We start from the raw sequence: 25,427 nt of genomic DNA, 5'->3' as shown, positions 1-25,427 counted from the left end.
GGGGGTCACTTCAGCGAGAAATCGACACGCGACGGCGGGCCGTCGTCTTTGATGCCATCGGTGCCGAACGTGGGCTCGACCATGAAGACGCGGTCGGCGGGTCCTGCGGCTTGCAGCTTCTCGTATACCGCCTGCGCCCGCAAGTCCGCAAGCTTTCGCAGCTCGTCCTGGCCAGCCGGCGCCGCCTGCCGCAGCAGCGCCTCCATTTCGGAGGCCGGGATGGACTTGGCCAGGCCGATGAAGTTGCGCGGCTTGTTCTCGAGCTTGGTGTCGTCGTAGGCGGCCTCGAGGTACCTGGCACGCTCGGCGGCGCTCACGGTCACGCCGTCGGGATCGGGCTTCTTGCCGCGCGGCGCGGTTGCGCGCGCCTTCGCGAGCCGGATCTGCCGGTCGACCCAGGCCTGGCGCAGGCCGGCCTCGTCGGTGACGGGATCGGCGCGGCCCGCGACGTCGAGCTTGAGCTGGGGCCGGTCGTTCAGCGCGGTGGCCAGCGTGTCCAGGCGTTCGGCGCCCTCGGGCGTGAGCTCGGCGCTGCCCGGCGCGAACGCCACATAAGACAGCTCTTCGCCGCCGCCGAAGGCCGATGCCAGCAAGGTGAACGGCGAGGTGACCGCCTTGACCACCAGATTGACCAGCACCCGGACGATGATGCCGCCGACCGAGAACTGCGGATCGTCGAGCGAGCCGGAAATAGGCAGGTTGATGTCGATGTTGCCGCGGCTGTCTTTCAGCAGCGCCACGGCCAGCAGCACCGGCGCTTTGATGGCATCCGGGCTGTTGGTCTTGTCGCCGAACGTGAGCTGATTGAGCACGACGCGGTTGCTCGCGGTGAGCGCCCGGTTCTTGATCTCGTAGCGCACGTCCATCGAGAGCTTGCCGCGCTTGATCGGATAGCCGACGTACTTGGCCGAATAGGTCGTGAAGCGCGGCAGATCCACGCCCTTCGCACTCGCCTTCAGGTCGAGCGACAGATACTGCGCGAACGGCTGCACCGTGCCGCTGATCGAGAACGGCGCGGTGGTGTAGACCCGCCCGCCCACATTGACGCGTGCCGGCTGCGGCCGGCGCGACGACACGGCCGACACCGTGCCCTCGATGGCCGACAGCTCGGCGGTGTAGTTGGGCTTGATGAAGCGGTCGGTGAAGGTCATGCGGCCACGCTTGAGCGTGACGCTGCTGAGCGAGATGTCGGGCATGGCGCCCGCCGCCGCGCTGGCGTCTGCTCGCGCGCGCGTCTGGGTGTCTTGCGTGATCGAGCCGCCGGCCTCGCCGGGCTCGGCCACGAGGTCCATGACATTGAGCCGCCCCTCGGCGTTGAGCAGGACGCGGCCGTAGAAGTCGTCGAGCAGGATGTCGCCCAGATTGGCCGACAGCGTGCTGCCCTTCATGGCGATCTGCATGCCGGAGAGCCCGAGCCTGGACCACTTGAGGAAGTCGTCGCGATTGACGCGGTCTTCGAGGTTGAGGTCGGTCACGTCGACCGCGCCGTTCCAGGTGGCGGCGAGCGACGGGCCGCTGCCCGCATAGCTGGCTTCGCCACGCGCCGCGACGATGACCGAGCGCACGGTGGCATTGAGGCGCGAGGCCACATAGGGAGCGAAGGCGGCCAGGTCCAGCCCGGCAAGATCGACCTGCGTCTTGACCGAAACGGGCTGCGTGGTGAACGCGCCCTTGAGCGCCAGCGTGCCCTTGCCCTGGATGTCGCGCGCGTTCAACGTGAAGCTGGCCGGCTGCGGGCCCAGGGAGAGCTGGTTCACGCCGAGGTCGAGCTGACCCAGACGGATGTCGATCGCGGGCTTCATGCTTTCGTCGCGCAGGGCGAGACGCGCCAGCCGGGCCTGCACCGCCGTGGCCGACACCACGTTGACCTGACCCTGCTGCACCAGCCGCAGCCGGGCGTTCAGCGCCATCCGTCCGTCCTGCAGCACGATGGGGGCCACGCTGCGCACGGCCGGCGCGAACGGCGCCAGCGCGACGTTGGCCAGCTGCAGGTCCAGGTCGAGCGACAGCGGTTGCAGCACCAGCGGCCCCTTCGCACGCAGCCAGCCGCCATCGGTGGCGTTGTCCATGGACAGCCAGACCAGCATGGGGCGGTCTTTCGGTTGCGGCAGTTCGATGCCTTCGACCGTCGCGCCCAGCCCGGTGATCTGATAGTCCAGCCCGCTGCCGGCGTCGCGCAGCCGCAGCTCGCCATCGTGCAGATTGACCGCGTCGACCACGACATGCCAGGGATCGGGCGGCGGCGCCGTGGCCGCGGGCGGCGCGGTGCCGGTCGCGGGTGCAGGCGCGGCGGCGTCGGGCCGGCTGGCGGGCACCAGCCTGGTGGCCGGCTCGGTGCGCGGATCGCCCAGCTTCTGCAGATCGTTGATGACCTCGAGCCAGTTGATGCGCTGATCGGCGTAGCGGCGCGTCTGCGCCTGCGGCGACCACAGCTCGACCTCGCCCACATAAAGCTTGCGCGCGATCGGCTCGGCGCTGATACGCCGCAGCACCAGCGTGCTCCAGGCCATCAGCGCGTCGCCCGAGGTTTCGCGCAGATCGAACTGGCGCAGGCCGACGTCGCCCACGATCCGCACCACCGGCGCGGCATCCCGGGGCTGCTCGAAGCGCACCTGCAGCGCCGAATCGAGCAGGCCGCGATGCAACTCGACCGGCATGGGCAAGGGCCAGATGTCGGCCCACTTGTCCAGCTCCAGGCCCACGAACGACACGTTCAGCGTGGAGCTCGGGACTTTGTCGAAAGGCCGTGTGACGCCATCCAGATCGAAGGCGCTGCCATTGATGCGCATGTGCACCCTGGGCTGCACATCGATGTCGGCGGCGTAGCCGAAGGTGGACACGAACGGCACGCCCAGGCTGATGCGGTCGATCGTGTGGGTGCGCCCGGTAACCTTGTCATCGAGCGTGACCTGCCCGCCCTCGAGGCTCAGGTTGTTGAGCGAAAAGCGCGGCAGGGCGTCGTCGGCGTCCGGTGGCGGGGCCGGCTTGGCGGCGGCCATGGCCTCCAGCTTCTGCTGGATATCGGAAAAATTGAAGTGAGTGACGTCGTCGCGCACCAGCGCGGCATGGGGATCCACCACCCGGATGCGGTCGATCACCGGCGCGAAGAAGATCGCCGAGCGCCAGCCGGCGCTCACATCGATCAGGCCAATCCGCAGCAGCGGCGCGGCGCCCTGCGGCTGGCTCACCGCGAGATCGTGCGCCCGCAGAGTCAGCGTGAACGGATTGAAGGAGATATTGCCGACGCTCACGTCTCGGCCGAGCATGGCGGCCACGTCGGTGGTGAGCGCCGATCGCACGACCTTGGGCACCTGCCAGGCCGCCAGCCCCGCCAGCACCAGCGCCACCCCCACGACCCACGCCAGGATCTTGACCATCCGGCGCGTCACCCGCGGTACCGGCAAGCGCACTGGCATTTGGCATCTCCCGAGATGAGGTGCGGGGATTATCGCGCCCCGTTTGCGCCTCGTCTATCATAGGGCGAGCGCGTACCCGCCCGGGCCGGTACGCTTGCAATCCTTAACCATTCCGAAGGTCCCGTTCATGTCCGGTTCTTCTCCCGGCGCAGGCGCCGACGCCCTGCCCGCCCTCAGCCACCTCGACGAAGACGGGCAGGTCCGCATGGTCGACGTGGTCGCCAAAACCGACACCGAGCGCGTCGCCATCGCCGCCGCCAGCGTGCGCATGAACGCGCACGCCTATGGGCTGCTCACCGCGCCCGGTCAGGGCAAGGGCGAAGTGCTCAACACCGCGCGCGTGGCCGCCATCCTGGCCGCCAAACGCTGCGCCGAGCTGATCCCGTTGTGCCACAGCCTGCCGCTCGCGTTCGTGGGCGTGGAGTTCTCGCTCGACGACGCCGCGCATCGCATCGATATCCGCGCCACCTGCCGCACCCAATACAAAACCGGTGTCGAGATGGAAGCCATGACCGCGTGCAGCGTGGCCGCGCTCACCATCTACGACATGTGCAAGGCCGCCGACAAGGCGATCGTGATCGAGCAGGTTCGCCTGCAATACAAGGCCGGAGGTAAGAGCGGTGAATGGCGCAACGATTGATCTGCTGTATTTCGCGCGCATCGCCGAGCTGACCGGCAAGCGCAGCGAGGTCTGGCCGCTCGCCGGCCCCACGACGGGCACGCAGTTGCTGGCCGCGCTCACCGAGCGCTACCCTCAGCTCGGGCAGACCCGCCGGCTCAAGCTCGCCATCAACCAGACGCACGCCAAGCCCGAGGCCGTGATCGCGCCGGGCGACGAAGTGGCGGTCTTCGAACCCGTGACCGGGGGCTAGCATGATCTACGTGCAGGAAGCCGATTTCGACGAAGCCGAGCTGAAGCAGCGATTGCTCGAGGCGGCCGGCAATGCCGGCGCCGTGGTCACGTTCACGGGCTACGTGCGCGACTTCGCCCCCGGGCAGCCCACCGACGCCCTGTTTCTCGAACACTATCCCGGCATGTGCGAGCGCGAGCTCGAGGACATCGCACGGAGCGCGCGCGAGCGCTGGCCGCTGGCGGCCACGCTGGTCATGCATCGCGTGGGCCGGCTGGAGCTGGGCGCGCGCATCGTGTTCGTGGGCGTGGCGAGCGCCCACCGTGGCGACGCCTTCCGCGGCTGCGAATTCATCATCGACGCCCTGAAGACCCGCGCGCCCTTCTGGAAGCGCGAGGCCCTGGCGTCCGGCGAGACCTTCTGGGTCGAGCAGCGCGCCGCCGACGCCGAACGCACCGATTCCTGGCAAGACGAACCGACGCATCCCAAGGAACGCTGATGGATACCGACAAGAAAGTATCGCTGGCCTGCGCCGTCCTCACCGTGAGCAACTCCCGCAGCGCGGGCGACGACACGTCCGGCAACATCCTGGTCCATGGCCTCGCCCAGGCCGGCCATCAATGCGTGCGCCGCGACATCGTGGGTCACGACCGCTACGCGATCCGCCGCATCCTGAGCGAATGGATCGCCGACCCCGAGGTGCAGGTCATCATGACCAACGGCGGCACGGGTTTCGCCGAACGCGACTGCACGCCGGAAGCGGTGCGGGTGTTGTTCGATCGCGAGATCGATGGCTTCGGCGAGCTGTTCCGCCAGATCTCCTACACCGAAATCGGCAGTTCGGCGCTGCAGTCGCGCGCCATCGCCGGCTATGCCAACAACACCGTGATCTTCTGCATTCCGGGCTCCAACGATGCCTGCCAGACCGCCTGGGACGGCATCATCCGCGAGCAGCTCGACAGCGATCACAAACCCTGCAATTTCGCGGCGCCCCTGCGCCGCCGCAACACCGAGGAATAAGCATGCTCGAGTTCGAACAGGCCCAGGCGCAATTGCTCGAGGCCGCCGGGCCCGTTGCCGAGACCGAGCTGTTGCCGCTCGCGCGACTGGCCGGCCGCGTGCTGGCCGAATCGGTGTGCGCCACGCTCGACCTGCCGCCGGCCGACAACAGCGAGATGGACGGTTACGCCGTGCGCCACGCCGACCTCGCCGCCGGCAAACCGCTGCCCATCCAGCAACGCGTCTATGCCGGCGACGCGCCGCAGCCCGCGCTGCCCGGCCAGGCGACCCGGCTCTTCACCGGCAGTCTCATTCCGCCCGGCGCCGACACCGTCATCATGCAGGAGAACACCCGCGAGACCGACGGCCGAGTCGAGATCACCGGCGAAGCCAGGCTCGGCCAGCACGTGCGCAAGCGCGCCGAAGACACCCAGGCGGGCCAGATCGTGCTCGAGGCAGGCATCGTGCTGGGCGCGGCTCACATCGCGTTGCTGGCCTCGCAGGGTCTGGCGCAGACCCGCGTGTTCCGGCGCGTGCGCGTGGGCGTACTCACCACCGGCGACGAGCTCGTCGCCCCCGGCCAGACGCGCACCGAAGCGCAGATCTACAACTCCAATGCCCCGATGCTCGCGAGCCTGGTCGAAGGCATCGGCGCCGATGTCGTGCATGTGCTGCATGCGCGCGACGACGAAGCCGACACGCGCGAAGCCTTGCAGACGCTGCTGCGCGACTGCGATCTGGTCCTGAGCACCGGCGGCGTGTCGGTCGGTGAGCGGGATCTGGTCAAGCCCGCGCTCGAAGCGCTGGGCGGCACGCTCACGCTCTGGAAGGTGCGCATGAAGCCGGGCAAGCCGGTGGCGCTGGCTCACGTGGACGGCAAGCCGGTGGTATCGCTGCCGGGCAATCCGGTGTCGAGCTTTGCGGTATTCATGGTGCTGGTCTCGCCGCTCGTGCGACGCATGCAGGGCCGCGCGGTCACGCTGCCGCAGGTGTCGCGCGCGGTGCTGCGCCTGCCGGCTCCACGCACCGAAAGCCGCGAGGAGTTCGTGCGCGTGCAGCGTCGCGAAACCGATACCGGCGCCGAGCTCGAGCTGTATCGCACGCAGGCATCGAACATTGTCAGCTCGCTGCCCTGGAGCACCGGGCTTGCGCGCCTGCCTGCGGGTCAGACGCTGAACGACGGCGACGTGGTGCGTTACTACGACCTCGCGCACTGGCTGTCGTAATCGGGCGCGGCCGCCGCGATGGCAGGCGCCGGAAACGGCGGCCGGGCGTCCGGCTCAGCCGCCGATGTAGCTCATCTCGATGCGCCCGTCGGCGTCGGCCGGGCCCTGCATCGTGCGGCTTTCGGAGTAGTTGTCGGCGCGTGGGCGCCAGATGCCGGAGATCACGCGCTGAATGCGGGTATCGTCGGCGCCGCCGCGCACCAGATCGCGCAGATCGTAGCCGCCGGTGGAGAACAGGCACAGGTACAGCTTGCCCTCGGGCGAGAGCCGCGCGCGCGTGCACCCTTCGCAGAAGGCCTCGGTCACGCTGGAGATCACGCCGATCTCACCCGCCCCGTCGGCATAACGCCAGCGCTGTGCCACCCGGCCCATGGCCGGCTCGGTACAGGGCTCGAGCGGATAATGCTCGGCGATCGTGCGGATCACCTCGGCGCTCGGCACCACTTCGGTCAGGTTCCAGCCGTTGGTGCTGCCGACGTCCATGTACTCGATGAAGCGCAGGACATGACCGCTGCCGCGGAAGCGCCGCGCCATGGGCAGGATCTGGTCGTCGTTCAGGCCGCGACGCACCACCATATTGACCTTGACGGGCGTGAGGCCCGCGTCGGCCGCGGCATCGATGCCGCGCAGGACATCATCGGGGGTCACGCGGCTGTCGCTCATCGTGGCGAAGCGCGCCGCATCCAGCGCGTCGAGGCTGACGGTGACGCGTTTCAGGCCGGCGTCGGCCAGCGCCCGCGCCTTGCGGGCGAGCAGGCTGCCGTTGGTGGTGAGCGTGAGATCGAGCGGCTCGCCCTGCGGCGTGCGCAGGGCCGACAGCATGCCGATCAGGGTCTCGATGTTTTTGCGCAGCAGCGGCTCGCCACCCGTGAGACGGATCTTTTCGGTGCCCAGCTGCACGAACAGACGCGCCAGGCGCTCGATCTCTTCGAACGACAGCAGCGACGAATGCGGCATGAAGGCGTAGTCGCTGTCGAATACCTCGCGCGGCATGCAGTAGGTGCAGCGGAAGTTGCAGCGGTCCGTGACGGAGATGCGCAGATCGCGCAGCGGGCGCCCGCGCGTGTCGCGCACGGGTTCGCCCCCCAGGGGCAGATCGGCCTCGGGCAGGCGCGGCGTGCGCAGATCGGTCAGATGAATCACGGCATTCATAGGTTTCATCATAGCGCCAGCGGCGGCAGAGCGCGCCGATACCCCTACGCCCCGAAGAAGGCCTCCCGCACGGTCTGGATCTGGCCGGTCTTGGCGGCGTCGTAACCCACCAGCTCGGCCACGCAACGCAGAAAGCCGGCGCTGCGCAGGAAACGCAGAAACTCCCGCATCGCCGGGCTCTCCAGCGCACTCTTGCGGATGGCGAAAAAATAGCGCTCCTGGACCAGCGGAATGAAGTCCAGCCCGAAGCGGCGCGCCGCCGTCTCGACGCCCACGCCCGTATCGGCCATGCCGCTGGCGATGTGCGCCGCGATCGCCATGTGCGTGAACTCATTGGTCTGGAAGCCCTGCACGGCGTCGGCCGCGATCCCGGCCCGCTGCAGCATCAGATGCACCAGAAAACGCGTGCTGGATCCCGGCTGGCGGTTGACGAAGCGGATGTCCGGTCGCGCCAGGTCGGCCACGCCCCGCACCTGCTTGGGATTGCCCGCCACGGCGAACAGCCCCGTGCTGCGTACGGCCAGGTGGATGAGCAGGTGCTCGTCGTCGTGCAGCCATTGCGCGTAATTGGCATAGATGCCGCGCTCGAATTCGCCCAGCGGGATCTGGAAGCCGGCGAGATCGCAATCGCCGCGCTCGAGCGAAGCGAGCGCCTCCACCGCCGTGCGATAACGCAACTCCAACGCGGGCTCACGCTGCCCCCAGTGCTGCATCAGCGCCTCGACGGCGAAACCGTGGCTGGCGTGCAGACGCAGATGCGGTCGCGCCTGGGTCTGCAGGCGCTCCAGCTCTTCCTGGAGCTCGGAGGCGAGGCTGTCGAGCGTGGGCATCAGCCGCGCCGCGATGCGGCGATTGGCCCAGAGCAGGCGCTCGGCAAACGGCGAAAGCTGCGTGCCCTGACGCCGGCGCGTGACGATGAGCGCGGTGCCGAACAGCGCCTCGAAGCGCCGCAGCACGCCCCAGCCGTGCCGGTACGACAGTCCGCACGCCTTGCAGGCGCCCGCGATGTGCCCGGTGGCGTCGATGGCGGCCAGCATCGCCAGCAGCTCCTGTAGCGACAGGCCGTCGCCCGGCGCCTCGCCATCGGCGCCTTCGAGGGTCCAGTGCGGGCGCAGCCCGATTCGAAAGTTATATGTCATTTCATGCATATTGAAGGGCACGACGAACGCGCATAGAGTAGCGCCAAACCCGGGGCGGAATTCGAAAAAACCCTTGTGTGGCTTGATGTTGCGCTGCACACAAGGGCTACACCCGACGAACCCCCACGAGGAGACGGCCGACAGCCGACGCACTTATATGTTCTGTTTTGCATATAAGGCGCCGGGCGCCGGTATCACGAAGGCCGCCCTCAGCGCGGCCACGAGGAGACAGTCATGGCCCAATCCCCGGCCAAAGCGAATCTCGCCTCCAGCGCCGGCGCGCGTGGCGGCGACCTGGCGCGCGACCGCGCCGCCCAGGCCTCGCCCGCCATCGCCGCCGCCGCGCGCATCGCGACGGCGCATCTGCACGAGCCCGGCTGCCTGTTGCCGATCCTGCATGCCGTGCAGGACGAACTGGGCTGTATTCCGCCCGAGACGGTTCAGACCATCGCCGAGATCCTGAATCTGTCGCGGGCCGAAGTGCACGGTGTGATCACGTTTTATCCGCACTTTCGCAGCGAGCCGGCGGCGCGCCACGTGGTGCAGCTCTGTCGCGCGGAGGCCTGTAAGGCCATGGGCGCCGACGCCCTCGCCGGCCATGCCCGCGCCCGTCTCGGCTGCGATTTTCACGAGCACGGCGCCGATGGCGCGGTCACGCTCGAGCCGGTGTACTGCCTGGGCCTGTGCGCCCAGTCGCCCGCCATGCTGATCGACGGCCGGCCCCACGCCCGGGTCACGCCGCAGCGCTTCGACCGTCTGCTGGGCCGCGCGCTCAAGGAGTCCGCATGAACGCCCCCATCGTCACCCCGCGCAACGAGCCACCGCTGGTGCGGGTGTATGTGCCGCGCGACGCGGCCGCGCTGGCGCTCGACGCCGACGCGATTGCCGACGACATCGCCCGCCGCGCCGACGCGCTCGGACGGCCCATCGATATCGTGCGCAACGGCTCGCGCGGCCTGCTCTGGCTCGAGCCGCTGGTGGAGATCGCCACGCCGGCCGGCCGCGTGGCGTATGGGCCGGTGCAGCTCGAGGATCTGGACAGTCTGTTCGCCTGTGGCTGGCTCGACGGCGCGGCGCACCCGCTGTGCCATGGGCCCACCGAGGCCATCCCCTATCTCGCGCGCCAGGAGCGCCTGACCTTCGAACGCGTGGGCGTGACCGATCCGCTGTCGATCCAGGATTACGCCGCGCATGGCGGCCTGGCGGGCCTGGAGCGGGCACTGACGATGAGCGCCGACGCCATCGTGCAGGAAGTGGTCGACTCCGGCCTGCGCGGGCGCGGCGGCGCCGCCTTCCCGACCGGCATCAAGTGGAAGACCGTGCTCGCCGCGGCCGGCTCGCGCAAATACATCGTGTGCAATGCCGACGAGGGCGACTCCGGCACCTACGCCGACCGCCTGCTGATGGAGGGCGATCCCTACGCGCTCATCGAGGGCATGACCATCGCCGGCCTGGGCGTGGGCGCGACGCAGGGCTACATCTATGTGCGCTCGGAGTATCCGCAGGCGATCGCCACGCTGCGCGAGGCCATCCGGCGCGCGCGCGAGGTGGGCTGGCTCGGCGTGGACATCCACGGCAGCGGGCGGGCCTTCGACATGGAAGTGCGGGTCGGCGCCGGCGCCTATATCTGCGGCGAAGAGACCTCGTTGCTCGAAAGCCTCGAAGGCAAGCGGGGCGTGGTGCGCGCCAAGCCGCCGCTGCCCGCGGTGCAGGGCCTGTTCGGCAAGCCCACGGTGATCAACAACGTGATATCGCTCGCCACCGTGCCCACGATCCTGGCGCGCGGCGCGACCTACTACCGCGAATTCGGCGTGGGCCGCTCGCACGGCACACTGCCGTTCCAGCTCGCGGGCAACCTGAAGCATGGCGGCCTGGTCGAAAAGGCCTTCGGGCTGACGCTGCGCGAGTTGCTCTACGACTTCGGCGGTGGCTCGGCCAGCGGCCGGCCGCTCAAGGCCGTGCAGGTCGGCGGCCCGCTCGGCGCCTACCTGCCCGAGTCGCAATGGGACGAGCCGCTCGATTACGAAGGTTATGCGCGCATCTCGGCCATGATCGGACACGGCGGCCTGGTGGCCTTCGACGACACCGTCGACATGGCGCACATGGCCCGCTACGCCATGGAATTCTGCGCGATCGAGTCCTGTGGCAAATGCACGCCCTGTCGCATCGGCTCGACCCGCGGGGTCGAGACGATCGACCGCATCATCGCGGGCGGCGCGGCACGCGAGCAGCAGGTCGTGCTGCTGCGCGACCTGTGCGACACCATGCTGGGCGGCTCGCTCTGCGCCCTCGGCGGCATGGCGCCGTTCCCGGTGCTGTCGGCGCTGGACCACTTCCCCGCCGACTTCGGCCTGACCCGCACGGCCCAGCCCGCCTGATTCTTCGGAGACCGCTCATGTTCGAAATCGTGATCAAGCGCGAACGCGACCTCGGCACGCCGGCCCGCACCGCCACCGACTTCGTGACCCTGACCATCGACGGCCAGGAGATCCAGGTGCCCGAAGGCACCTCGGTCATGCGCGCGGCCGCCGAGGCCGGCATCAACATCCCCAAGCTGTGCGCCACCGACAGCCTCGAGCCGTTCGGCTCGTGCCGGCTCTGCCTGGTGCAGATCGAGGGGCGGCGCGGCTATCCCGCCTCGTGCACCACGCCCGCCGAGAACGGCATGGTGGTGTACACCGAAACGCCCAAGCTGCACGACCTGCGCCGCGGCGTGATGGAGCTCTACATCTCGGATCACCCGCTCGACTGCCTGACCTGCGCGGCGAACGGCGACTGCGAGCTGCAGGACATGGCGGGCGTGGTGGGCCTGCGCAACGTGCGCTACGGCACCGACGGCGCGAACCACATCCACGCCGCGCAGGACGAGTCCAATCCTTACTTCACCTACGACCCGGCCAAGTGCATCGTCTGCAACCGCTGCGTGCGCGCCTGCGAAGAAACCCAGGGCACGTTCGCGCTGACGATCTCGGGCAAAGGCTTCGGATCGCGCGTGTCGCCGGGCCAGGACCAGCCCTTCATGGAAAGCGAGTGCGTGTCGTGCGGCGCCTGCGTGCAGGCCTGTCCGACCGCGACGCTGCAGGAAAAAACCGTCATCATGATGGGCCAGGCCGAGCATTCGGTGATCACCACCTGCGCCTATTGCGGCGTGGGCTGCGGCTTCAAGGCAGAAATGAAAGGGCAGGAACTGGTGCGCATGGTGCCCTGGAAAGACGGCCAGGCCAATCGCGGCCACTCCTGTGTGAAGGGCCGCTTCGCCTGGGGCTACGCGACCCACAAGGAGCGCGTCCTCAAGCCCATGATCCGCAGGCGCATCACCGATCCGTGGCAGGAGGTCTCGTGGGACGAGGCCATCCAGTACGCGGCGAGCGAGTTCCGCCGGATCCAGGGCGAGCATGGCAAGGACGCGGTGGGCGGCATCACCTCCTCGCGCTGCACCAACGAAGAGACCTGGCTGGTGCAGAAGCTCGTGCGCGCGGCCTTCAACACCAACAACGTCGACACCTGTGCGCGCGTGTGCCATTCGCCTACCGGCTACGGCCTGAAGCAGACGCTGGGCGAGTCCGCAGGCACGCAGACCTTCGACTCCGTGATGCATACCGACTTGGTGATCGTGATGGGCGCGAACCCCAGCAGCGGGCATCCGGTGTTCGCGTCGCGCCTGAAGCGGCGGCTGCGCCAGGGCGCGCGCCTGATCGTGATCGATCCGCGCCGCATCGAACTGGTGAGCTCGCCGCACATCAAGGCCGACTACCATCTGCAGGTGCGGCCCGGCACCAACACCGCGCTGCTGACCTCGCTGGCGCATGTGATCGTGACCGAGGGTCTGGTCGACCAAAGTTTCGTGGCCGAGCGCTGCGAAACCAAGGCCTACGAGCAGTGGGCGGCCTTCGCGGCCTTGCCCGAAAACTCGCCCGAAGCCATGCAGGAGATCACCGGCGTGCCCGCCGCCGCGGTGCGCGGCGCGGCCCGGCTTTACGCCGGCGGCGGCAACGGCGCCATCTATTACGGCCTGGGGGTCACGGAACACAGCCAGGGCTCGACCACCGTGATGGCGATCGCAAACCTGGCCATGGCCACCGGCAACATCGGACGCGAGGGCGTGGGCGTGAACCCCCTGCGCGGCCAGAACAACGTGCAAGGCTCGTGCGACATGGGCTCCTTCCCGCACGAGCTGCCGGGCTATCGCCACATCTCCGACGACATCACGCGCCATCAGTTCGAGGCCGACTGGGGCGTCACGCTGCAACCCGAACCGGGGCTGCGCATTCCGAACATGTTCGAGGCGGCGCTGGCGGGATCCTTCAAGGGCCTGTACTGCCAGGGCGAGGACATCGTGCAGTCCGATCCCAACACCCAGCACGTGGCCGCCGCGCTCTCGGCCATGGAATGCATCGTGGTGCAGGACCTGTTCCTCAACGAGACCGCCAAGTACGCGCACGTCTTCCTGCCGGGCTCGTCGTTCCTCGAGAAAGACGGCACCTTCACCAACGCCGAACGCCGCATCTCGCGCGTGCGCAAGGTGATGGAGCCCAAGAACGGCAAAGCCGACTGGGAAGTCACGGCGGCGCTGTCGAACGCGCTTGGCTACCCCATGAACTACACGCACCCGAGCGAGATCATGGACGAGATCGCGCGCCTCACGCCGACCTTCACCGGGGTGAACTATGCCAAGCTCGACCAGCACGGCAGCCTGCAATGGCCGTGCAACGACGCGGCGCCCGAGGGCACGCCCATCATGCATATCGACGAGTTCGTGCGCGGCAAGGGCCGATTCATGATCACCCGCTACGTGCCGACCGACGAACGCAGTACGCGGCGCTTCCCGCTGCTGCTCACCACGGGCCGCATCCTGTCGCAGTACAACGTGGGCGCCCAGACCCGCCGCACGCCGAATGTGATGTGGCACGGCGAGGACGTGCTCGAGATCCACCCCCAGGACGCCGAGGACCGCGGCGTGGCCGAAGGCGACTGGGTCGGCATCCAGAGCCGGGCCGGCGAAACGGTGCTGCGCGCCACCCTGACCGACCGGGTGCAGCCGGGCGTGGTATACACCACGTTCCACTTCCCCGAATCGGGCGCGAACGTGGTCACCACCGACAACTCGGACTGGGCGACCAACTGCCCCGAATACAAGGTGACCGCCGTGCAGGTGACGCGCGTGTCGCAGCCTTCCGAGTGGCAGCGCCGCTGGTCGCGCGATGCCGATCTGCAACAGCAGCTGCTGGCCGGACGCACGCGCGAGAATGCCGACGCCCTGGCGGGGAAATAACCCATACCGGAAGCCACCGCCATGGATTGCCAAGTCCCCCGCCCCACGCCCGACTGGTCCGTCAGCGCCGACACGCAGGTCGTGCGCATCCGCGCCGGCCAGCTTGCCCCCGCCGCGCAGACGGACCATGTGGCCGAGGAAACGCCGGTCGCGCTCGAGTACAACGGCATCAGCCACGCCACCATGCTGGCCACGCCGTCCGACCTCGAAGACTTCGCGCTCGGCTTCTCGCTGACCGAGGGCATCGTGGGCAGCGCGAGCGACGTGCGCGGCATCGACCTGGACCCGCGGCCCGACGGCATCGTGGTGCAGCTGGAAATCGCCAGCGCGTGCCTGGCGCGCCTGAAAGAGCGCCGCCGCGCCATGTCCGGCCGCACGGGCTGCGGCCTGTGCGGCGTCGAGACCCTGCCTGAAGTGCTGCGGCCGGTGCCGCCCCTGCCCGACGGCGAGCCGTTCGCGGTGCAGCTGCTGCTCGACGCGATGCGCGCCCTGCGCCCGCACCAGCGTCTGCACGATGTCACCGGCGCCACCCACGCGGCCGGCTGGGCCGATGCGCAAGGCCAGATCCAGCTGGTGCGCGAAGACGTGGGCCGCCACAACGCGCTGGACAAGCTCATCGGCGCGCTGGCCCGCGCCGGCCTGCCCGCCGCCACGGGCCTGGCCCTGGTGTCGAGCCGCGCGAGCTTCGAGATGGTGCAGAAGACCGCGTCCGCGCGCATCGGCGTGCTGGCCGCCGTATCGGCGCCCACCGCGCTCGCGATCCGCCTGGCGCAGCAGTCCAACCTGACCCTGGTCGGCTTTGCCCGCAATGCCGACGCCACCCTGTACAGCCACCCGGAGCGCATCCGGGCCTGATCCCGCGCGAGACGTCTCATGGACCCCGTCAACCTGATCCGCATGGCCAACCGCATCGGCGATTTCTTCGATGCGTATCCCGATCGCGCCGAAGGCGCCGAGGGCGTGGCCAACCACATCCAGAAGTTCTGGGAGCCGCGCATGCGCACCGAACTGCTGGACTGGATCGTGCGGCATCCGGACGGACAGGGCGAGGTGCCCCTGCATCCCCTCGTGCTTGCGGCGATCCAGGCCGACCCGGCGCGCTTCGCGCCACGGGTGGCGGCCACGGTCTAGCTGCAACGCCTCACCGATCCGGATCGGACGCTTCTTGCGGCCGGCCACCCTGGTGATCTCGGCGGCGGGCATTTATCTGCACCAGATGTGGATGCTCTGGTTGGGCTCGGGCGTGATCGGCGGTATCGGCCTCGGCCCGGGCTATCCGAAACTGCTACATTGCGAGGCTCTGCCCGGACTTTCTTCGCCATGCCCCGATTCCCTCACGCCTTTGCCGCCCGCCCCTTTTCGAGGAGCGCGCGATGAGCCTCGAGTGCGCCACCTGGACCGAAGACGGCGCCGAGCGCCGGGCACGCTGGCAATCGGAGAGCGGGGCGCCCGTGCCGCGCCGCCTCGAATGCGTCGACGACACGCTCACCGCCGATCTCGCCTATCGCATGACGAGCGAAGGCATCGGCCTGGTGTGGCGCGGCGACTTCCAGAACGCCCGTCAGCTGTTGCAAGCCATCACGCGCCGCGTCGACAAGCGCCGCGTCAAGCCCGCCGACACCCAGCTCGACGCCTTCAACCAGCATCGCATGCGGCAGGCGCAACGTGCCCGCACGCTCGGCCTGCTGCTGATCGAAGTGCAGCCCGGCGATCACATCCCGCTGCGGCGCGCCCCCGACGTGGCCCAGGCCTGCGCGCAGGCGCACGGCACGGCCGACGAGCCCTATCTGATTTCGTTGCGCGAGCTGCAGGGCCTGATCGGCGCCTACGAATGGCGCCGCAACGGCGTGCCCATCGCGGCCCTGGGCGGCGCGACGCTGCATCCGTATTACGGCGTGTTCTCGCCGGTGCGCGGTGAATACATCGATCTGGTCGCGCGCGCGCCCTTGCCGGCCGGCGCCGGTACCGCGCTCGACCTGGGTTCCGGCACGGGCGTGCTGGCGGCGGTGCTGGCGCGGCGCGGTCTGCAGGTGCTGGCGGTCGATCAGGATCCGCGTGCCCTGGCCTGCACGCGCGACAATCTCCAGCGTCTGGGCCTGCAGAACAAGGTCGAGGTGCGCGCGAGCGATCTGTATCCCGATGCCCGCTTCGATCTGGTCGTGTGCAACCCGCCGTGGCTGCCGGCGCGGCCCAGTTCGCCGATCGAAGCCGCCATCTACGACCCCGACAGCCGCATGCTGCGGGGCTTTCTGGCCGGCCTGGCCGCGCACCTGACGCCCGCGGGCGAAGGCTGGCTCGTCATGTCGAACCTCGCCGAACGCATCGGCCTGCGCGCGCCCGAGGCACTCGCGGGCTGGATCGCCGAGGCGGGACTGCGCGTGGTGGCGCGGCACGACACCCGGCCCACGCACAAGCGCGCGCTGGATCCGACCGATCCGCTGCACGCCGCGCGCTCGGGCGAGATCACCACGCTGTGGCGGCTGGCCGCGGCCTGAGCGCCGCGCTGCATCGACGTCACACCAGACCCGCGCGACACCGCCATCCGCGTCCGGTCGCGCGGTGCGCGCTGCCGGGCGGCGCCACCGCGTCGCCCCTGATTGATCCCGCGCAGCGCGGGCTTTCTCCTCATGCTTTAAAGTATTTGTCAGGTTGGTCGCCTGCGGGCGGTCCCGGCCACGCCCCCCACCAGCTGAGGAGAGTCCTATGAAAGACATCGTGATTCCGGTCGATGGTTCGGAGCATGCGCTGCACGCCCTGCGCGTGGTGCTAGACCGCCACCTTTATCCCGCCCAGACCACCGTGCATCTGGTGACCGTGCTGCCCACCCTGGTGCGCCAGGGCCTGCATCTGGGCCTCACGCAGGAAGACATCGACACCTACCAGCGCGAAGAGGCCGAGTTCGCCTTCAAGGACGCGGTGGCCGTGCTGAAGGCCGCCGGCCAACCCTACGACGTGCATCAGGAGATCGGCCCGGTCGCGGAGAGCATCGTCCGCCGCGCCGAAACGCTGGATGCGGGCGAGATCGTAATGGGCACGCGCGGCCTGGGCGGCATTCCCGCCATCATGCTGGGATCGATCGCGACCAAGGTGCTGCATCTGAGCCCGGTGCCCGTCACGCTGGTGAAATAGGGCGGAGGCGCGGGTCACCGCGTCCGCTGTCGTGCAAGATGCCGGGCGAGCCGTTGCGGGCGCCGCTGCGCGCGCCGACGGGCCAGCCGCTGCGCCCGGCGCCGTGCGCACCGCAGCGCACGGTGCTGCGCCCGCCGCAGCGCGCGCTACTGCGCACGCGTAGAATAGCGCCGCGCCGGCTCGCCGGGCTGGCGCTCCCTCCGCGCCCGCCGTTCCGATGTCCGCCCCTGACCGCCCCGCCTCTCCCGTCGTTCCCGTCCTGCTGCTCCTGATCGCCATGGCCTCGCTGCAAGGCGGCGCATCGCTGGCGAAAAGCCTGTTCCCGGCCGTGGGCGCGCAAGGCACCGCGGCCCTGCGGCTGCTGTTCTCCGCCCTCATTCTGCTGCCCATCCTGCAACCCTGGCGCCTGCGGCTGCCGGCCGAGGGCTGGCGCATCGTGGCGCTCTATGGTCTGACGTTGGGCGGCATGAATCTGATGTTCTACATGTCGATCAGCACGATCCCGCTCGGGATCGCCGTCGCGCTCGAATTCACCGGGCCGCTGGCGGTCGCGGTCTTCACGTCGCGCCGGCTGCTCGACTTCGCCTGGATCGGCCTGGCCGCGATCGGTCTGGTGGTGCTGATCCCGCATGGCGACGACCTGGCCGCGCTCGACCCCGTGGGCGTGGCTTACGCGCTGGGCGCGGGCGTCTGCTGGGCGCTGTACATCGTGTTCGGCCAACGCGCCGGGCTGCGCTACGGGCCGCGCACCGTGGCCCTCGCCGCCGCGTTCGCGGCGCTGGCGGTCCTGCCTTTCGGAATCGCCAGCGCCGGCTCGGCGCTCTTCTCGGCGCAGCTGCTGCCGGCCGCCGTGGCGGTGGCGGTGCTCTCGAGCGCCCTGCCCTACGCGCTCGAAGTGGTCGTGCTCACCCGTCTGCCCGCGCGCACCTTCGGCACGCTGCTCAGCCTCGAACCCGTGTTCGGCGCGATTTCGGGCCTGCTGTTCCTGGGCGAGGCGCTCAGCCTGACCCAGTGGGGCGCCGTCGCGGCCATCGTGACGGCGTCGGCCGGTATCACGCTCACCGCAAGCCGCGGCAAACGCTGAGGCGGCCCCACGAGCAAAAGGGGCTTGATTGCGACGCCGCCTGCGGGCTGCTCAAATAGGCGCTCCGGGCGGCCTGCCGCCGCCCTCCGATATCAGGAGTCGCAATGTCTGAAAGCAAAGTCGCCATCATCACGGCGGGTGGCAGCGGCATGGGCGCCGCGGCGGCGCGCAAGCTTGCCGCCGACGGGTTCCAGGTCGCCATTCTGTCGCCCTCGGGCAAGGGCGCGGCGCTGGCCGAATCGCTGGGCGGCCTGGGCGTGACGGGGTCGAGCCTCGAGCCGGCCGACCTGCAAAAGCTGGTCGATACCGTGCTGGATCGCTGGGGCCGCATCGATGCGGTCGTGAACAGCGCCGGGCATGGTCCCAAGGGCAAGCTGCTGGAGATCAGCGACGAAGACTGGGCGCGCGGCATGGACTACTACCTGCTCAACGTGGTCCGCCTCACGCGCCTGGTGGCGCCGGTGATGCAGCGCCAGGGCGGTGGCGCCATCGTCAACATCTCGACCTACGCGACCTTCGAGCCCGAAGCCGCGTTCCCGACCTCGGGCGTGTTCCGTGCCGGTCTGGCCGCATTCACCAAGTTGTTTTCCGATGAATATGCGCCGCACAACGTGCGCATGAACAACGTGTTGCCGGGCTTCATCGACAGCCTGCCCGAGAAGGACGATCGCCGCGAGCGCATCCCGATGGGACGCTATGGCCGCGCCGAAGAAGTGGCGGACCTGATCGCGTTCCTCGCGTCCAGCGCATCCAGCTACATCACCGGCCAGAACATCCGCATCGACGGCGGCATCACCCGTTCGGTATAAGCGTGGCGCCTGCCGCCGGCGCGAGCTGGCGGTAGACCTCCTGGGCCACGCGCAGCAGTTCGTCGCGCGACACCTCGCCCGACAGCGCATAGCCCAGCGAGCCTTCGATCCAGTAGAACACCCGCACGGGGCCGTCCTGCATGAAGCGGAACGCGGTCTGCCCCGTGGTCGCCTCGCGCGTGACGTACAGCGTGAGCCGCTGGTCGGCGCGCGCGCCGCCACCGCCCCCGGTGCCGTACATGAGCTGCGCCACCGCGCCGCTCCCGCCCGGCAAGAGCCGCCCTCCCATCAGCTGATAGCCCGCCGCGGACAGATCCGGCGCATGCACCTGCACGCCCACGCGGCGCGTGAGCCAGGTCACGAGCGCCTGCTCGTGCTCGCCGCCCATCTCCACCGGACGCCGCATATCGGACGCGTAGACCGCATGGGCGACGGCGGCGCGATGCGCGAACATGCCGGGCTCCACCGCGGCCGCGCGCACGCCGCGGGCTTCCATTTCGCCGCGCGCGAACCAGCCGGCCGTGCCGCTCAAGACGGCCAGCGCGAGGCCGGCGGCCAGGGCCCTGCCCCACACCCGCCGGGGCGCGGGCGGCGCGAGCGGCAGGCGCAGCGGCAAGGGTTCGTCGAGCACGTCGGCGAAATGCACCTGCAGGGCGCCGTTCTGCGCGCGCCAACGCGCCACCTGCGCCGCGGCTTCCGGATGCTCGCGCACGAAGGCCTCGACCTCGGCACGCCGGGCCGCGGACAACTGGTCATCGGCCAACGCATGCAGGTCGGCTTCGGTGATCGGCGCGCCCGCGGGCGGCAGAGGAGCAAAATCGTCGTCGTTCATTTCATTTGATACGGTGCAGATGGCGGCCCTGCGCCATGCCGGGCGGATCATCGGAAGCGGTTGCGGGCGCAACCGGCACGCCCTCGTCGCGTTCGGCAAGCAGTGCGGCCAGGCGCTCGCGGGCGCGCGACAGCCGCGACATCACGGTGCCCACCGGCACGTCGAGCACCTGCGCGGCCTCGCGATAGCTGAACGCTTCGACCGCCACCAGCAGCAGGACCGCGCGCTGCTCGGGCGCAAGCCGGGCGAGGCAGCGATCGAGATCGCGCAGTTCGAGCGCGTCCGTCTGCGTGGCGCGCACCGGCACGTCCGGCAGCTCGCCGTCCTCCGCCACCACTTCGAGCCCGCGCTGGCGCGCGCGCAAGCCGTCGACGAAATGGTTGTGCATGATGCCGAACATCCAGGCGCGCAGCTCCCCGCGCTGTTGCCAGCGCGAGTAGCGGCTCCAGGCACGCTCGAGCGTGTCCTGCACCAGATCGTCGGCGCGGTCGCGGTCACCCGTCAGCCCGCGCGCATAGCGACGCAGGCTGGGGATGCAGGCCACGATCCGGGCCTCGATGTCACCAGGCATCGGCGCCCGTACGTATCAGGGCTTGACGATGTGCCAGACGTCGCGGAACTTGTCGCCGGTCTTGTCGCCCGGCTTGGCGTCCTTGGCATACAGATACAGCGGCTTGCCCTTGTAGGCCCACTGGCTGGAGCCGTCGTCGCGCTTGATCACGCTCCAGTCGCCCTGCGCCTTGGCGCCGGCATCGGCCATCAGGGGCGGCCAGGCTTTCGCGCACTGGTCGTTGCAGGCGCTCTTGCCGCCGGCGTCCTTGTCGAAGGTGTAGAGCGTCATGCCTTTGCCGTCGACCAGCATGCCGCCTTCGGTCTTGGCGGGCGCCTGGGCGTGAGCGGTGGCCGACAGGGCCAGTACGAGCGTGGAAACGAATGCGAGTTTGCGCGGGGTCATGGTCATCCTCCAGGGAAAGTGGGGTACCGCAACCGTACAGACGACGGCCTCTACCGGTTTATTCCAATCCGGCCGCGATTTCACGCTTTTTGTGTGTCCACCCGAAAAATGTAGTCTGACACCTGATCTTGCGGGGGCCAGCCGCGACACCGCCCCGGCCGCCCGGCGCGCTACCCGCGCACGCCGTCCCGCGCCCCGGCCGTGCCCCGCGCCTCGTAGAGCCGGTGCAGCGTGATTTTGCGCACCTCGGCCTTGGAGAGCTCGATGTGCGCCCGCAGCATCTGGCGTACGTCCGTGCCCCGGCGCGCCAGGATGGCCCGCAGGATGGCGGCATGCTCGTCGTAGGTGGCATCCACCCGGAACCCCTGGGTGAAGTCCAGCCGCCGGATGATGCGGATCTTCTCGGTCACTTCGCGGTGGATCGCCGCCATCTCGGGGTTGCCCGCGGCGGCAACCAGCGCGCAATGAAACGCTTCGTCGAGCTGCCCGACCAGACGGCCATCGCGGATGCGCTGGTCGTCCGGCACCAGCCACACGTCCTGCAGCGCGCCGAGGATGCCCGACGGATCGAGCGCCTCGCGCGACACCAGGCGGTCCACCGCCGCCAGCTCCAGCACGATGCGGACATCGTAGAGCGCCTCGAAGCGCTCGAAATCGATCGGGTGGACCTGCCAGCCACTGCGCGGCCGCGCGATCAAAAACCCGTCGCGCTGCAGCCGGGCCAGCGCCAGCCGCAGCGGCGTGCGGCTCACGCCGAGGCGCGCCACCAGGTCGGCCTCGGTGAAATGATCGCCGGGCAGCAGACGGAACTCGAACAGGTCTTCCTTGATGCGCTCGTAGACCACATCGGCCAGCGTGGCCGACGCGGTCTGTACCTGGCTGAGCGCCGGCCCGATCTGGACGGCCGCCCGCATCACGGCACCGTGGCCGCCACGGTTTCGGCCAGCACCACGAGCGGGTCGCCGCTGTTGACCTGTCGCCCCGGCGCGCAACGGATCGCGCTCACCACACCGGAGACCGGCGCGGCCACCGCCAGCTCCATTTTCATGGCCTCGACCACGACCAGCGTTTCGCCCGCCTCGACCGTCTGGCCCACCTGCACCGGAATCTTCCAGACGCTGCCGCACATATCGGCGGCGACCAGACGCTCGCCCTCGCCCAGCGGTGCATCCTGCTCATCGGCGGCGAGCGCGGGCGCCATCGGGGTGTCGTCCTCCTTCCAGAGCACGACCTCGGCATCGAACGCGGTCTTCTGGCGGGCCTGGAACGCGGCGATGCTGTCGGCCTCCCGCGCCAGGAAGGCCCGGTGTGCCGCGAAGTCGAACAATTCTTCCTCGATGCGCACCGTGGCGCGGCCCTCGCGAAAGTCCGCGCGCAGCGTGTCGAGCTCGGCCTCGCTGACCGGATAGAAGCGCACCTGATCGAAGAAGCGCAGCAGCCACGGCTTGCCTTCCTGGAACACCGGATTCTTCAGGAACTTGTTCCAGATCGGCAGCGTGCGTCCCACCAGCTGATAGCCGCCCGGCGAATCCATGCCGTAGATGCACATGTAGACGCCGCCGATGCCCACCGTGCCCTCGGCGGTGAAGGTGCGCGCCGGGTTGTACTTCGAGGTGAGCAGCCGGTGCCGCGGATCGATGGGCACCGCGCACGGCGCGCCCAGATAGACGTCGCCCAGGCCCATGATCAGGTAGCTGGCGTCGAACACGATGCGCTCGACGTCCTCGCGCGTCTCCAGACCATTGATGCGCTGGATGAAGTCCACATTGTTGGGCAGCCAGGGCGCCTGGGCGCGCACGGTCTCCTGGTAGCGCTGCACCGCGCCCAGCGTGGCGGAGTCCTCGAACGCCATCGGCAGGTAGACCACGCGCGTCGGCACCTTGAGCGTGGCCACATCCGGCAGGCGCGCCTCGATGGCGAGCAAGGCCTCGATCAGGCGCGCCTGCGAGATTTCGCGGCTGTCGTAGCGGATCTGCAGCGAACGCACGCCCGGCGAGAGCTCGCGCACGCCGGCCACGGGCTCTTGCGCCAGCGCCTCCATCAACAGATGAATGCGCATGCGCAGCGCCAGGTCCAGCACGTTGTCGCCATACTCGAGCAGCAGATAGCCGTCGCCCGCCTGCCGATAGGCCACGGCGGGCCGGCTGCCCTCGGCCGGCAAGGCGGCGATGACCGTTTCCGATACCGTGCCTTCGGGCACGCGCTGCACCGCCGGCAAGGCCGGCGCGACGGGCGCGAGCGCGGCGATGCTCCGCTCCTGTGCCGTCTGCAGCGCCACGGCCTGATCGTAATCGATGCGGACGAAGCGAATCCGGTCGCCCGGCTTGACCTGACCGACCTTCCACAACTCGGCCTGCGCAATCGTGGCGGGGCACACGAAACCGCCCAGGCTCGGACCGTCACGCGTGAGAATCACCGGGCTGTCACCGGTGAAGTTGATGCTGCCGATGGCGTATTCGCAGTCGTGGATATTGGACGGATGCAGCCCCGCCTCGCCGCCGTTCTCGCGTGCCCAGGCGGGCTTGGGGCCGATCAGCCGCACGCCCAGCCGGTTCGAGTTGTAGTGCACCTCGTAGTCGCTCGAGAAGAAGGTCTCGACGGCCTCGGGCAGGAAGAAATCCGGCGCGCCATGGGGGCCGTACAACACGCCGATCTCCCAGCGGGCGCCGTACTCGGGCACCAGCGCCGGATCCGCGGCGGCGGGCGGATCGCAGGCCGGCGCCGTGGTCGACGCCGCCAGCCCGGGCTGGCCCAGCGGCAACATGTCGCCCACCCGCAGCACCCGGCCGGCATGACCGCCGAACTGACCCAGGGCAAACGTGGCGCGGCTGCCCAGATAGACCGGCACATCGATGCCCTCGCGCACGGCGAGGTAGACGCGGCAGCCCGTCAGCACCTTGCCGATGGCCAGCACCTGCCCCGAGCGCACCGTCACCGGCGCCCACTGCGGCACGGGCGCGCCATCCAGCGTGGCGTGGCACTGCGCGCCGGTCAGCGCGATCACCGCGTCGCCATGAAAGCGCAGCGTGGGTCCGACCAGCGTGGCTTCGAGTCCGGCCGCCTCGGCCGCGTTGCCCACGATGCGATTGGCGATGCGGAACGCGTAGTCGTCCATCGGGCCCGACGGCGGCACGCCGATGTCCCAGTAACCCACCCGGCCGGGGTAGTCCTGCACGCTGGTGTAGGTGCCCGGCTCGAGCACCTCGAGCGCTGCGGGCCGGTAGGCGAACGACTCCAGGAAGCGCGTCGTGATCCTGCCCTCGGCGAAGGCCGCGTCTGCCACGATCTGCCGCAGATAGTCGAGATTGGTCGCGATGCCGTGCAGGCGCGTGTGCGCGAGCGCATCCGACAAGCGGGCAAGCGCCTGCGCCCGATCGGACCCGTGCACGATCAGCTTGGCCAGCAGCGGATCGTAGAACGCCGGCACCTCGGTGCCGGTGGCGATCCAGCCATCCACGCGCACATCGGGCGGAAACGCCACTTCGGTCAGCACGCCCGGCGAGGGCTGGAACTGCTTGAGCGGATCTTCGGCATACAGGCGCACCTCGATCGAGGCGCCCTGCGGCGCGCGCGCCATGGCGTCCCAGTCGAGCGCGTCGCCCGCGGCGACCTGCAGCATGCACGCCACGAGGTCCAGGCCGGTCACCATTTCGGTCACCGGATGCTCGACCTGCAGACGGGTGTTGACCTCCAGGAAATAAAACTGATCGCGCGTGGCATCGTAGATGAACTCCACCGTGCCGGCCGAGCGGTAGTGCACCGACTCGCCGAGCCGCACCGCAGCCTCGAGCAGCGCGGCGCGCGTGGCCGCGGGCAGATGCGGCGCGGGCGTTTCCTCGATCACCTTCTGGTTGCGGCGCTGCACCGAGCAGTCGCGTTCGCCGAGCGCGACCACCCGGCCGCGCCCATCCCCGAAAATCTGCACCTCGACGTGACGGGCCTGATCGACGTAGCGCTCGATGAACACCCCGCCATCGCGGAAGAAGTGCTCGCCCAGCCGCTGCACGCCTTCGTAGGCCGCCGTCAGCTCGGCCTCGTTCGCACAGCGCGAAAGACCGATGCCGCCACCGCCCGCCGTGCTCTTGAGCATGACCGGATAGCCGATGCGCTCGGCCTCGGTGAGCGCCTGACCCAGGCTGGCCAGCAGGCCCGTGCCGGGCGTCATCGGCACGCCCGCCAGCGCCGCCAGTTCGCGGGCGCGGTGTTTCAGTCCGAACTCATTGATCTGCTGCGGCGTAGGTCCCACGAACGCGATGCCCGCGTCCTCGCAGGCCGCGGCGAACTCGGCGCTCTCCGACAAGAACCCATACCCCGGGAACACCGCCTGCGCGCCGGTCTGCCGCGCGGCCTCCAGCAGCCGGTCGATGCGCAGATAGCTGTCGGCCGCCTTCTCGCCGCCCAGCGCCACCGCCACGTCCGCCTCGCGCACATGCGCGGCGTCGCGATCAGGATCGGCGTACACCGCCACGCTGCGTATGCCCAGACGCTTGAGCGTGCGGATGGCCCGCAGCGCGATTTCGCCCCGATTGGCGATCAGAACCGTATCGAACATGAACCGCTCTC

At 69.5% G+C, this 25,427-nt stretch carries 22 protein-coding genes; 14 read left to right on the top strand and 8 right to left on the bottom strand.

The genetic code is table 11. From position 1 onward, the window contains the following. Positions 1-5: 5 nt before the first annotated feature. A complete protein-coding gene (locus CEK29_RS04420) occupies positions 6-3,416 on the bottom strand; it encodes a DUF748 domain-containing protein (protein WP_094857440.1) in 3,411 nt (1,136 codons plus the stop codon). Between the two features lie 127 nt (positions 3,417-3,543). On the opposite strand from CEK29_RS04420, the gene moaC reads away from it, so the two are divergent. From moaC to CEK29_RS04395, 5 genes are read left to right on the top strand one after another with little or no spacing between them, the layout of a single operon-like run. After that, positions 3,544-4,056, top strand: coding sequence for a cyclic pyranopterin monophosphate synthase MoaC (gene moaC, locus CEK29_RS04415; protein ID WP_094857439.1), 513 nt, complete (start codon positions 3,544-3,546; stop codon positions 4,054-4,056). After that, positions 4,037-4,288: a MoaD/ThiS family protein gene (locus CEK29_RS04410; protein ID WP_094857438.1), complete on the top strand. Its 252-nt coding sequence runs from the start codon at positions 4,037-4,039 to the stop codon at positions 4,286-4,288. The genes moaC and CEK29_RS04410 overlap by 20 nt, the downstream gene beginning before the upstream one ends. A 1-nt stretch (position 4,289) precedes the next feature. Then, complete coding sequence (locus tag CEK29_RS04405) at positions 4,290-4,766, top strand: molybdenum cofactor biosynthesis protein MoaE (protein ID WP_094857437.1); 477 nt, start codon at positions 4,290-4,292, stop codon at positions 4,764-4,766. Continuing rightward, positions 4,766-5,287, top strand: a complete 522-nt coding sequence (gene moaB / locus CEK29_RS04400) for a molybdenum cofactor biosynthesis protein B (protein ID WP_094803540.1) — start codon at positions 4,766-4,768, stop codon at positions 5,285-5,287. Before CEK29_RS04405 ends, moaB begins: the two co-directional genes overlap by 1 nt. 2 nt (positions 5,288-5,289) lie before the next feature. Next, positions 5,290-6,492, top strand: coding sequence for a molybdopterin molybdotransferase MoeA (locus CEK29_RS04395; protein ID WP_094857436.1), 1,203 nt, complete (start codon positions 5,290-5,292; stop codon positions 6,490-6,492). A gap of 54 nt (positions 6,493-6,546) precedes the next feature. Here CEK29_RS04395 and moaA read toward each other — a convergent pair whose 3' ends face one another. Beyond that, on the bottom strand, positions 6,547-7,644 hold the full coding sequence (gene moaA / locus CEK29_RS04390) for a GTP 3',8-cyclase MoaA (RefSeq protein ID WP_094857435.1): 1,098 nt from the start codon (positions 7,642-7,644) through the stop codon (positions 6,547-6,549). A gap of 44 nt (positions 7,645-7,688) precedes the next feature. Next, the gene (locus CEK29_RS04385; RefSeq protein WP_094857434.1) at positions 7,689-8,783 is read right to left on the bottom strand and encodes a substrate-binding domain-containing protein; all 1,095 of its coding nucleotides are present in this window, start codon (positions 8,781-8,783) and stop codon (positions 7,689-7,691) included. A gap of 234 nt (positions 8,784-9,017) precedes the next feature. On the opposite strand from CEK29_RS04385, the gene CEK29_RS04380 reads away from it, so the two are divergent. The 9 genes from CEK29_RS04380 to CEK29_RS04340 all read left to right on the top strand — a co-directional run bounded on the left by CEK29_RS04380 (position 9,018) and on the right by CEK29_RS04340 (position 19,077). Next, entirely contained in the window at positions 9,018-9,572 is a 555-nt protein-coding gene (locus CEK29_RS04380) for a formate dehydrogenase subunit gamma (RefSeq protein ID WP_094857433.1), read from the top strand. After that, positions 9,569-11,161, top strand: a complete 1,593-nt coding sequence (locus CEK29_RS04375) for an NADH-ubiquinone oxidoreductase-F iron-sulfur binding region domain-containing protein (RefSeq protein ID WP_094857432.1) — start codon at positions 9,569-9,571, stop codon at positions 11,159-11,161. Before CEK29_RS04380 ends, CEK29_RS04375 begins: the two co-directional genes overlap by 4 nt. A gap of 17 nt (positions 11,162-11,178) precedes the next feature. Beyond that, positions 11,179-14,055, top strand: a complete 2,877-nt coding sequence (fdhF, locus tag CEK29_RS04370; RefSeq protein ID WP_094857431.1) for a formate dehydrogenase subunit alpha — start codon at positions 11,179-11,181, stop codon at positions 14,053-14,055. A gap of 21 nt (positions 14,056-14,076) precedes the next feature. Then, entirely contained in the window at positions 14,077-14,910 is an 834-nt protein-coding gene (gene fdhD, locus CEK29_RS04365) for a formate dehydrogenase accessory sulfurtransferase FdhD (RefSeq protein ID WP_094803552.1), read from the top strand. A gap of 18 nt (positions 14,911-14,928) precedes the next feature. After that, positions 14,929-15,186, top strand: a complete 258-nt coding sequence (locus CEK29_RS04360) for a formate dehydrogenase subunit delta (protein ID WP_094857430.1) — start codon at positions 14,929-14,931, stop codon at positions 15,184-15,186. 242 nt (positions 15,187-15,428) lie between these two features. Next, positions 15,429-16,550, top strand: a complete 1,122-nt coding sequence (locus CEK29_RS04355; protein ID WP_094857429.1) for a class I SAM-dependent methyltransferase — start codon at positions 15,429-15,431, stop codon at positions 16,548-16,550. A 208-nt stretch (positions 16,551-16,758) separates the two neighbouring features. Next, the gene (locus tag CEK29_RS04350) at positions 16,759-17,184 is read left to right on the top strand and encodes a universal stress protein (RefSeq protein ID WP_094857428.1); all 426 of its coding nucleotides are present in this window, start codon (positions 16,759-16,761) and stop codon (positions 17,182-17,184) included. Between the two features lie 217 nt (positions 17,185-17,401). Next, complete coding sequence (rhtA, locus tag CEK29_RS04345) at positions 17,402-18,268, top strand: threonine/homoserine exporter RhtA (RefSeq protein WP_094803560.1); 867 nt, start codon at positions 17,402-17,404, stop codon at positions 18,266-18,268. Positions 18,269-18,372: 104 nt separating this feature from the next. Beyond that, positions 18,373-19,077: an SDR family oxidoreductase gene (locus tag CEK29_RS04340; protein WP_094803562.1), complete on the top strand. Its 705-nt coding sequence runs from the start codon at positions 18,373-18,375 to the stop codon at positions 19,075-19,077. On the opposite strand, the gene CEK29_RS04335 is transcribed toward CEK29_RS04340, so the two are convergent. From CEK29_RS04335 to uca, 5 genes are all read right to left on the bottom strand, one after another. Continuing rightward, complete coding sequence (locus CEK29_RS04335; protein WP_094803564.1) at positions 19,061-19,909, bottom strand: anti-sigma factor family protein; 849 nt, start codon at positions 19,907-19,909, stop codon at positions 19,061-19,063. The genes CEK29_RS04340 and CEK29_RS04335 overlap by 17 nt on opposite strands. A gap of 1 nt (position 19,910) precedes the next feature. Continuing rightward, positions 19,911-20,480 (bottom strand): RNA polymerase sigma factor, encoded by a 570-nt coding sequence (locus CEK29_RS04330; protein ID WP_094803566.1) that lies wholly within the window; start codon positions 20,478-20,480, stop codon positions 19,911-19,913. A gap of 15 nt (positions 20,481-20,495) precedes the next feature. After that, positions 20,496-20,864, bottom strand: a complete 369-nt coding sequence (locus CEK29_RS04325; RefSeq protein WP_094803568.1) for a COG4315 family predicted lipoprotein — start codon at positions 20,862-20,864, stop codon at positions 20,496-20,498. A gap of 170 nt (positions 20,865-21,034) precedes the next feature. Then, positions 21,035-21,778: a GntR family transcriptional regulator gene (locus tag CEK29_RS04320; RefSeq protein ID WP_094803570.1), complete on the bottom strand. Its 744-nt coding sequence runs from the start codon at positions 21,776-21,778 to the stop codon at positions 21,035-21,037. Next, positions 21,778-25,416, bottom strand: coding sequence for an urea carboxylase (gene uca, locus CEK29_RS04315; RefSeq protein WP_094857427.1), 3,639 nt, complete (start codon positions 25,414-25,416; stop codon positions 21,778-21,780). Before uca ends, CEK29_RS04320 begins: the two co-directional genes overlap by 1 nt. Positions 25,417-25,427: the final 11 nt, after the last annotated feature.

The sequence above is a fragment of the Bordetella genomosp. 5 genome, assembly GCF_002261475.1.
Classification (GTDB): Bacteria; Pseudomonadota; Gammaproteobacteria; order Burkholderiales; family Burkholderiaceae_B; genus Bordetella.
The sequence above is the reverse complement of the archived record's forward strand: the minus strand, read 5'-3'. Positions and strand labels throughout refer to the sequence as shown.